Source organism: uncultured Intestinimonas sp., from assembly GCF_944387725.1.
GTDB lineage: Bacteria > Bacillota > Clostridia > Oscillospirales > Oscillospiraceae > Intestinimonas.
Genome location: NZ_CALXGA010000088.1, coordinates 1 through 7,021, shown reverse-complemented (window position 1 = coordinate 7,021; position 7,021 = coordinate 1). Strand labels below are relative to the sequence as shown.

At 66.7% G+C, this 7,021-nt stretch carries 9 protein-coding genes; 4 read left to right on the top strand and 5 right to left on the bottom strand.

Annotated elements, in window-relative coordinates; genetic code table 11:
* Window positions 1-1,062: MiaB/RimO family radical SAM methylthiotransferase (locus Q0K09_RS10005; protein ID WP_294475856.1), on the top strand; the 1,062-nt coding region annotated here is incomplete at its 5' end.
* A gap of 3 nt (window positions 1,063-1,065) precedes the next feature.
* Here Q0K09_RS10005 and Q0K09_RS10880 read toward each other — a convergent pair.
* Both Q0K09_RS10880 and Q0K09_RS10875 read right to left on the bottom strand, forming a co-directional pair.
* Window positions 1,066-1,242: a hypothetical protein gene (locus Q0K09_RS10880; protein WP_365932102.1), complete on the bottom strand. Its 177-nt coding sequence runs from the start codon at window positions 1,240-1,242 to the stop codon at window positions 1,066-1,068.
* A gap of 11 nt (window positions 1,243-1,253) precedes the next feature.
* Window positions 1,254-1,538 carry a DUF2798 domain-containing protein gene (locus Q0K09_RS10875; RefSeq protein WP_365932100.1) on the bottom strand — a complete coding sequence of 95 codons (285 nt, stop codon included), beginning with the start codon at window positions 1,536-1,538 and terminating at the stop codon, window positions 1,254-1,256.
* 207 nt (window positions 1,539-1,745) lie between these two features.
* Between Q0K09_RS10875 and thyA the strand changes: the two genes are divergently transcribed.
* Together thyA and Q0K09_RS09990 are read left to right on the top strand one after the other, a co-directional pair.
* The gene (gene thyA, locus Q0K09_RS09995) at window positions 1,746-2,576 is read left to right on the top strand and encodes a thymidylate synthase (RefSeq protein ID WP_294475855.1); all 831 of its coding nucleotides are present in this window, start codon (window positions 1,746-1,748) and stop codon (window positions 2,574-2,576) included.
* A gap of 11 nt (window positions 2,577-2,587) precedes the next feature.
* Window positions 2,588-3,091: a dihydrofolate reductase gene (locus tag Q0K09_RS09990; RefSeq protein WP_294475853.1), complete on the top strand. Its 504-nt coding sequence runs from the start codon at window positions 2,588-2,590 to the stop codon at window positions 3,089-3,091.
* On the opposite strand, the gene Q0K09_RS09985 is transcribed toward Q0K09_RS09990, so the two are convergent.
* Together Q0K09_RS09985 and Q0K09_RS09980 are read right to left on the bottom strand one after the other, a co-directional pair.
* Entirely contained in the window at window positions 3,081-3,809 is a 729-nt protein-coding gene (locus Q0K09_RS09985) for an MFS transporter (RefSeq protein WP_294475851.1), read from the bottom strand. The two genes, Q0K09_RS09990 and Q0K09_RS09985, sit on opposite strands and share 11 nt — an antisense overlap.
* A 25-nt stretch (window positions 3,810-3,834) precedes the next feature.
* Window positions 3,835-4,191 (bottom strand): alpha/beta hydrolase fold domain-containing protein, encoded by a 357-nt coding sequence (locus Q0K09_RS09980; protein ID WP_294475850.1) that lies wholly within the window; start codon window positions 4,189-4,191, stop codon window positions 3,835-3,837.
* A gap of 81 nt (window positions 4,192-4,272) precedes the next feature.
* On the opposite strand from Q0K09_RS09980, the gene Q0K09_RS09975 reads away from it, so the two are divergent.
* Window positions 4,273-4,557: a hypothetical protein gene (locus Q0K09_RS09975; protein ID WP_294475848.1), complete on the top strand. Its 285-nt coding sequence runs from the start codon at window positions 4,273-4,275 to the stop codon at window positions 4,555-4,557.
* 229 nt (window positions 4,558-4,786) lie between these two features.
* Here the strand turns inward: Q0K09_RS09975 and Q0K09_RS09970 are convergent, their stop codons facing one another.
* Entirely contained in the window at window positions 4,787-6,913 is a 2,127-nt protein-coding gene (locus tag Q0K09_RS09970; RefSeq protein ID WP_294475846.1) for a hypothetical protein, read from the bottom strand.
* Window positions 6,914-7,021 lie beyond the last annotated feature (108 nt).

Genomic DNA, 7,021 nt, shown 5'->3' with positions numbered 1-7,021 from the left:
GCCCAGACCGCCCCGGAGGCGGTGGAGGCCCTGGGGGTGGACCTGGTGGCCGGCACCGCCGGGCGCATGGCCTTCCTGGACGACCTGGAGGCCCTGCTCTCCGCCCGGACCGGGGCCACCCGGGTCACCGTAGACGACTCCATGACCCGCCGGAGCTTCGAGCTCCTGCCCGCCGGGGGCCTGGAGGGCAGGACTCGGGCCATGCTGAAGGTGGAGGACGGCTGCGTCAACTTCTGCGCCTACTGCGTCATCCCCTACGCCCGGGGGCCGGTGCGCTCCCTACCCCTGAAGGACGCCGCCGCCGAGGCCGCCCGGCTGGCGGGGGAGGATTATCGGGAGCTGGTCCTCACGGGCATCGAGCTCTCCTCCTGGGGCCGGGACCTGCCGGGCCGGCCGGAGCTGGCCGGGCTGGTGGAGGCCGTCTGCCGCGCCGCCCCGGGCTGCCGGGTGCGGCTGGGCTCCCTGGAGCCCCGGACCGTCACCGAGGACTTCTGCCGCCGCTGCGCCGCCCTGCCCAACCTGTGCCCCCACTTCCACCTCTCCCTCCAGTCTGGGTGCGACGCCACCCTGAAGCGGATGAACCGGAAGTACAACACCGCCCGGTACCTCCAGAGCGCGGCCCTTCTGCGGGCCCATTTCCCCCGGCCGGGGATCACCGCCGACCTCATTGTGGGCTTCCCCGGGGAGACGGAGGCGGAGTTCGCCGCCACCCTGGCGTTTCTCCGGCGGTGCGGCTTTTCGGCGCTGCACATCTTTCCCTACTCCCGCCGGTTCGGGACCCCGGCGGCGGAGATGCCGGACCAGGTCCCCCGGCAGGAGAAGGAGAACCGGGCCCGCCGGGCCGCCGCTGCGGCGGCGGATCTGGAGCGGTCCTGGCTGGAGGGCTGGGTGGGGGAGACCCTGCCCGTCCTCTTTGAGGAGGAGAAGGGGGGACTCTGGCGGGGCCATGCCCCCAACTATACGGAGGTCCGGGCCCCCGGCCGGGACCTCCACAATCGCGTCCTGCCGGTGGAGATCACCGGCGTGGCCGGCACGGCCCTGACGGGCCGCCTGGCCGAATAGCCCTCAGGCCGCGGCGCTCCGCTGCCGGGTCAGGACCCGGAAGACCAGCCGGACCAGGGGCCCGGCGAAGAAGATCTGCCAGCACAGGGCCATGGGAAAGTTTAAGGCGGCGGTCTGGATCCATACCGCCACCCCGTCCGAGGCGAGGCGCTTGAAGAGCACCGTGGCGATGAGGCTCATGCAGGGGCACATCAGGCACACGATGGCGAGCAGAGGACCGCCAGCACCAGCAGGGGGTGGTCCACCCCGGGCTTCACCGCCCGGAAGGCCAGGGCCTGAGCCAGCCGCTCCACCACCAGCAGCTCCAGCAGGAAGGCCGCCGGCCACATAATGGTCAGCGCGTGGAGGGCCAGCAGAAAGGTCTGGTGGGTGAGGCCCCCGGTGGCCAGGGCGATGTTGCAGCAGATCATGCCGTAGACCATGACCAGGGCCATGAGCAGGGTAAAGAGTACGTTCTGGGCTTTCGTTTTTGGCATTTTGGTTGGCTCCTTCCCTGAAAACGGGCGCAAAAAGCACATGCGGCGCCTGTGTTGTTCGTTATCATCTATGCACAGGACACACATGTGCCGTTTCCAATGTTGCCAAAATCACCAAGATGCAGCTTGCCGGGCTATTGTACCGCACCGACCACTGAAAAATATTCCCTTTTGTGGAAAAATAGAGCAGGAGAGGGGAAATACGCCATGAGCTATGCCGACGAAGTCTTCCTTGCCAACTGCAAGGAGATTCTGGCCCACGGGACCTGGGACACGGACCTGCCGGTCCGGCCCCGGTGGGCCGACGGGACCCCCGCCCACACCGTCAAGCGCTTCGGGATTGTCAACCGCTACGACCTCCGGCAGGAGTTTCCCATCCAGACCCTCCGAAAAATGGCCTTTCGGAACGCGGTGGACGAGCTGCTGTGGATCTGGCAGCGGAAGTCCAACAACATCCGCGACCTCCACTCCCACATCTGGGACGCCTGGGCCGACGGGGACGGCTCCATCGGCAAGGCCTACGGCTACCAGCTGGGGGTCAAGCACCAGTACCCCGAGGGGGAGATGGACCAGGTGGACCGGGTGCTCTACGATTTGAAGCACAACCCCGCCTCCCGGCGCATCCTCACCAGCCTCTACAACCACCACGACCTCCACGACATGCGCCTCTACCCCTGCGCCTGGTCGGTGACCTTCAACGTCACCGGAAACGTGCTCAACGCCGTGCTCAACCAGCGCAGCCAGGATATGCTCACTGCCAACGGCTGGAACGTGATGCAATACGCCGTGCTCCTGCACATGCTTGCCCGGGTCTCCGGCCTGACGCCGGGGGAGCTGGTCCACGTCATCGCCGACGCCCACATCTACGACCGCCATGTGTCCGTGGTGGAGGAGCTCCTCACCCGGAAGCCCTACGAGGCCCCGGCGCTGTGGGTGGACCCGGCGGTGGAGGACTTCTACGCCTTCACCCCGGACAGCTTCCGGCTGGAGGGCTACCGCGCCCACCCCCTGGCCGCCCCCATTCCAGTGGCGATATAAGGAGGGCGGGCATGGATGTCATTGTGGCCGCGGACCGCGGCTGGGGCATTGGCCGGGGCGGGGACCAACTGTGCTACCTGCCGGAGGACTTGAAGCGCTTCCGGGCCCTGACCCTGGGCCACCCCGTCATCCTGGGGCGGAAGACCCTAGCCACCTTCCCCGGCGGGCGGCCCCTGAAGGGCCGCCGGAACCTGATTCTCTCCCGGGACCCCTCCCTCCGGGTGGAGGGGGCGGAGGTCTTCGACAGCCTGGAGGAGCTGCTGGCGGCGGCGCCGGAGGACGCCTTTGTCGTCGGCGGCGGGGAGGTCTACCGGCAGCTTCTGAACCGCTGCGCCACCGCCTATGTCACCCGGCTGGAGGCGGACTTTCCCGCCGACACCTGGTTTCCCGACCTGGACGCCCGCCCAGACTGGAGCCTTCTCCGGCGGGAGGGCCCCTTCCGGCACCAGCGGCTGACCTACTGGTATGACACCTACCGGCGGACGGCGCCCATGCCTCAGATAGTCACCGGCTGAACACATACCGGAGGGATAGGGCATCCCCTTTGCGCACAGTGGGACCGGTTCGACAAACTGAGACCGGCCGCTCCTCCCGGGGCGCGGCATCCGCTTTCTGGGGGGCGGCATCCTGCTCCTCCCATCCGAGGGGCTTTTGCCCCAGCTTCTCCGTGGAGTCCTGAATCAGAAAGAGGGGGCAGAAGAGCAGCACTACAAGCTGCAGAATGCCGAAGTAGAGGTACAGCCTGGACACGCCCACCGCCACAAAAACCTGCCCGGCGGCGAACTGGAAGGCCGCCGCGCCAAAGAGGGCGCCCGCCATGGCAATGCTGATGAGCCGGGCGCGGCCCTTCACAAACCAGTTGCTGATGACCATGGTACAGCAGGCGTGCATACTGGTGGAACTGGCGAAGGCCATGATCAGCTGCGCCAGATAAAAGCTCCAGATGCTCGGCACGAAGGCAATCACAAAGCAAAAGGCCTCCATGTCCAGAGCGCCCAGAATCATCACGTTCCGGGGCCCCGCCCGCTTTTGGTACTCGCCGGCGAACATGCTGATGACAGAGCAGGCCAGGGCGTAAATGGTCACGCCCAGGGACACTTGGGTCATATCGCCGCCAAAGTGTTCCAGGAACACGCCGAAGGCTACGCTGGTTACGTTGATCATACACCAGGCGAAGAAGAGATAGATGATGGTCCCCGCCGCCACGCGGTATCCTGAAAATTTCTCTTTCATCGGTTCCTCCTTTCCTGATCCGGCCTTATTTCACCAGGTAGTTTCGGGGCCCCTCCACCAAAAAGTCGATGCCTTCCTTCACTTTTACAGGGTCGCTTCCCTCATCCGAGAGGCTGAAGCCGTGGGCGGTGCCCGGCACGCACTTCACCAGGGTGGGGACCCCGTTTTGTACCAGGCGGTGGGCCCAGTCCTCCGACTGGGGGCGAAGCTGGTCAAACTCACAGGTGAGCAGCACCGTGGCCGGCATGGCGGACAAGGTCGCGTCGCTGGCGAACAGGGGGGAAATCAGCGGATTGCGGAGCTGGCAGGGGTCGCAGTAGCAGGCCGGAGAGGTGACATAGAAATTCTGGAACCATCCGGGATCAGGCGCGACGCCGACCATGACATCCTCGGCCACTTAGCCGGGATTGACATTTGGATAGCTCAGCAGCTGCATTTTGAAGAAGAAAACCTATGAAAAATCATGAGCGTCACGCCCTCCAAATCCATCGGCATGGGAATTGTGCAGGAGGTGATGGACAAGTTTTGGAGTCAGACGGAGTTTGCAAAGAAATTTACGCCCTTTTACCGGACGATGATCTCCGCCTTCTGGGTCAACACCACTCTGGACATTTACAAAGCGTGGCTGGATGCCGGGAAGGCCTTCCCTCTGGAGGACATCATTACAACCGCCCAAACGCTGATCGTCTCCGGGCTCAACCGCTTTGACCGCAGTGCGCCGCCATCCGCGCTCCAACCGCCCTCCTGATCTGTCTTCCGCGCCGCGCTTCCCGAAGCATCCGGGCCGCCGCCCAGGAGGCCGGGGCCGCCGCCGGTTTTTTACCCCGTGCGCCAAAAAGCGCAGGCAGTCCTCTCTCGGGATTGCCTGCGCTTTTTGATGTGGCGGCAGAGACGGAAAAAAGGAGCCGCCCCAAAACTCAGGGGCGGCTTCCCAGAAGGGTCCAGGTATTGGGTGACAACGTTCTCATAACGTTTCGTCAATACCGGTTCACCCAGCCGGAGATCAGCAGCGGGGGAACGGTCCAGGCCAGGAGGAAGAAGGTCATCTGGGCGGGGGTGATAGACTGCCAGGCCCCCACAAAGGTGAGGTAGAAGGCCAGCAGCAGGCCGATGAGGGACCCAAGCACCGAGAGGGCGGTGGCCGTCCGCACCGCCGAGCGCAGGCGCTTGGCCCCCACCACCGCCTCAGAGAAGGGGGTCAGGCCCTCCCGGCACAGCACCGCCGTCAGTCGGGGGCTGTGTGGCCGGCCGGGGTCGGAGAGCTCGGTGCGCCGCTCCACCGTGGGGTAATCCATCTTCTCCACCGGGAGCTTGAACTTCTGCCGGAGCATGGCGGGGATGAGGTTGAAGTCCCGGGTGCACAGCACCGGGGAAATCCGCCCCGCTGCCAGGGCCGAGATGGCCGGGGGGATGGTGGGGTGCATGGTGTAGCTCAGGGCGAAGATGCCGGCCAGCTCCCCGTCGATGGCGCAGAAGACGGCGCTTTTCACATTGAGGCCCTGGGGCAGGGGCACCTCCATCAGGGCCATGAAGGAGGCCGAGCCCACCAGGATGGACTCCCCCCGGATCTCCGCCGAGAGTCCGCCCCCCTCGTGGCGCTGGAGGCCGCTGGCCCGGCGGTAGACCGCCCCCTGGGTGCGCAGGAGGTCGTGGAAGAGTTTGTCCAGGCCGGAGCCGCTGTCCCGGATGAGAGTGGCGCACACCGCCACCACCTTTTCCACCGGGAAATCCCCGAAGACCTTGATGCCGTTGAGGGCCACCGTCCCCGGGGGGAAGAGGTCGGCATCGGTGAGGAGGATGGCCGGACCCACCCGGGACACCCCGGACCAGCCCGCCAGGGCCGCTCCGCTGCTGGAGAGCCTCCGGGCCAGGATCAGGTAGGGCCGGGAGAAGATCAGCAGGCCGGCGAAGGCGGCTGAGGCTGTCAGGTCGGCGGAAAAGCACCACAGGAACCGCTCCGGCAGCCCCTGGCCCACCGAGGCCAGGAGAGCGCACAGCAGACTCCCCAGCAGCAGCAGGGGGACGGTAAAGCGGAAGACCCGCTGGGGCCCGTCCTCCTCCTGAATCTGGCTGCCGAAGCCGTAGGCGGGGCCGGACCACTTGGCGTAGGCGTCCTTGCCGTTCCAGCTGTTGGGGTCCAGGGTCACCAGGTAGGGCACCGAGGCCGAGGCCGCCGTGCGGCAGGACAGCCGCAGGCCCTGGCGCTTATCATAGGTGCCCCACATGCAGCAGAAGAGGCCCAGGCAGCAGGCGGCGGCGTAGGGGAGGGTGTCCCGCGCCGGCATCAGCCGGAGCTGGGTGAAGGCGTCGGCCAGGGTGAAGCAGCAGGCCAGGGCGCAGGCGCTATCCGCCCCCGGACGCAGTACCAGAAGCCGCATGAGCCCCAGCAGCAGCACGTCGGCGCCCAGCACCGCCGCCACCGCCAGCAGCCCCCCGGAGCACCAGACCTGGAGGGGGAAGGAATCCCCCAGAGCGCCGGGGAGGGGGAGGTCCAGGAAGGTGGCCAGGGCCATCCACAGCAGGGGGAGGGAGAGAAGGCCCACCAGAGCTGTGCGCAGCCGCAGGAGGCCAAGGCCCTTCCCGTACCGGCTGGCCAGCTGGGCGGGGGGGATGTCCGGCGGGGGCGGGCTCTCCCGCCGGGGCCTGCGCTCCCGCTGGGGGAGCCCGTCCTCCTCCGGCGCCTCCTCCTCATCCACGCCGGGGATGAGGCGCTCAAAGCGGATGGTCTCCTCCGAGACCTCCTTGCCCTCCTCTGAGAACATCTGCCGGGCGTAGGCGTCAGCCTTCTCCTTCAAATGCCGCAGACCCGCCTGGAGGGGCGGGGTGTCGTCCTCGGGGAACTCCAGCACCTTGTCGGTGACGGGGGGCCGCTGAGGGCGGGGGGGCTGTTCCGGAACGGGGGGCTCCGCCTCGGGAACCTCCGGCTCCTCCGGGCCGGGGGTGCGCCGCCCCCCGGGGAAGGGGACTACGTTGGGGGGCGGGGGGCCCCGATGGGCCTCCGGCCAGGGGAGGTCCGGGCCGCCGGGCGTTCCGCTGTACTCCGCCAGAATTTCCTCCAGGGTGTAGTCCTGATTTTGTTTGTCGTCGTCCCTGTCCTTTGCCATAATGGACTTCCTTTATGTGTGAAATGGCGGGTTTAGGGCTTGTTTGAAAATTGGCGATGTGTCCAGCAGCGAGGGATTTTGGGCCGCTGGCAAGCAATTTTTTCGCAG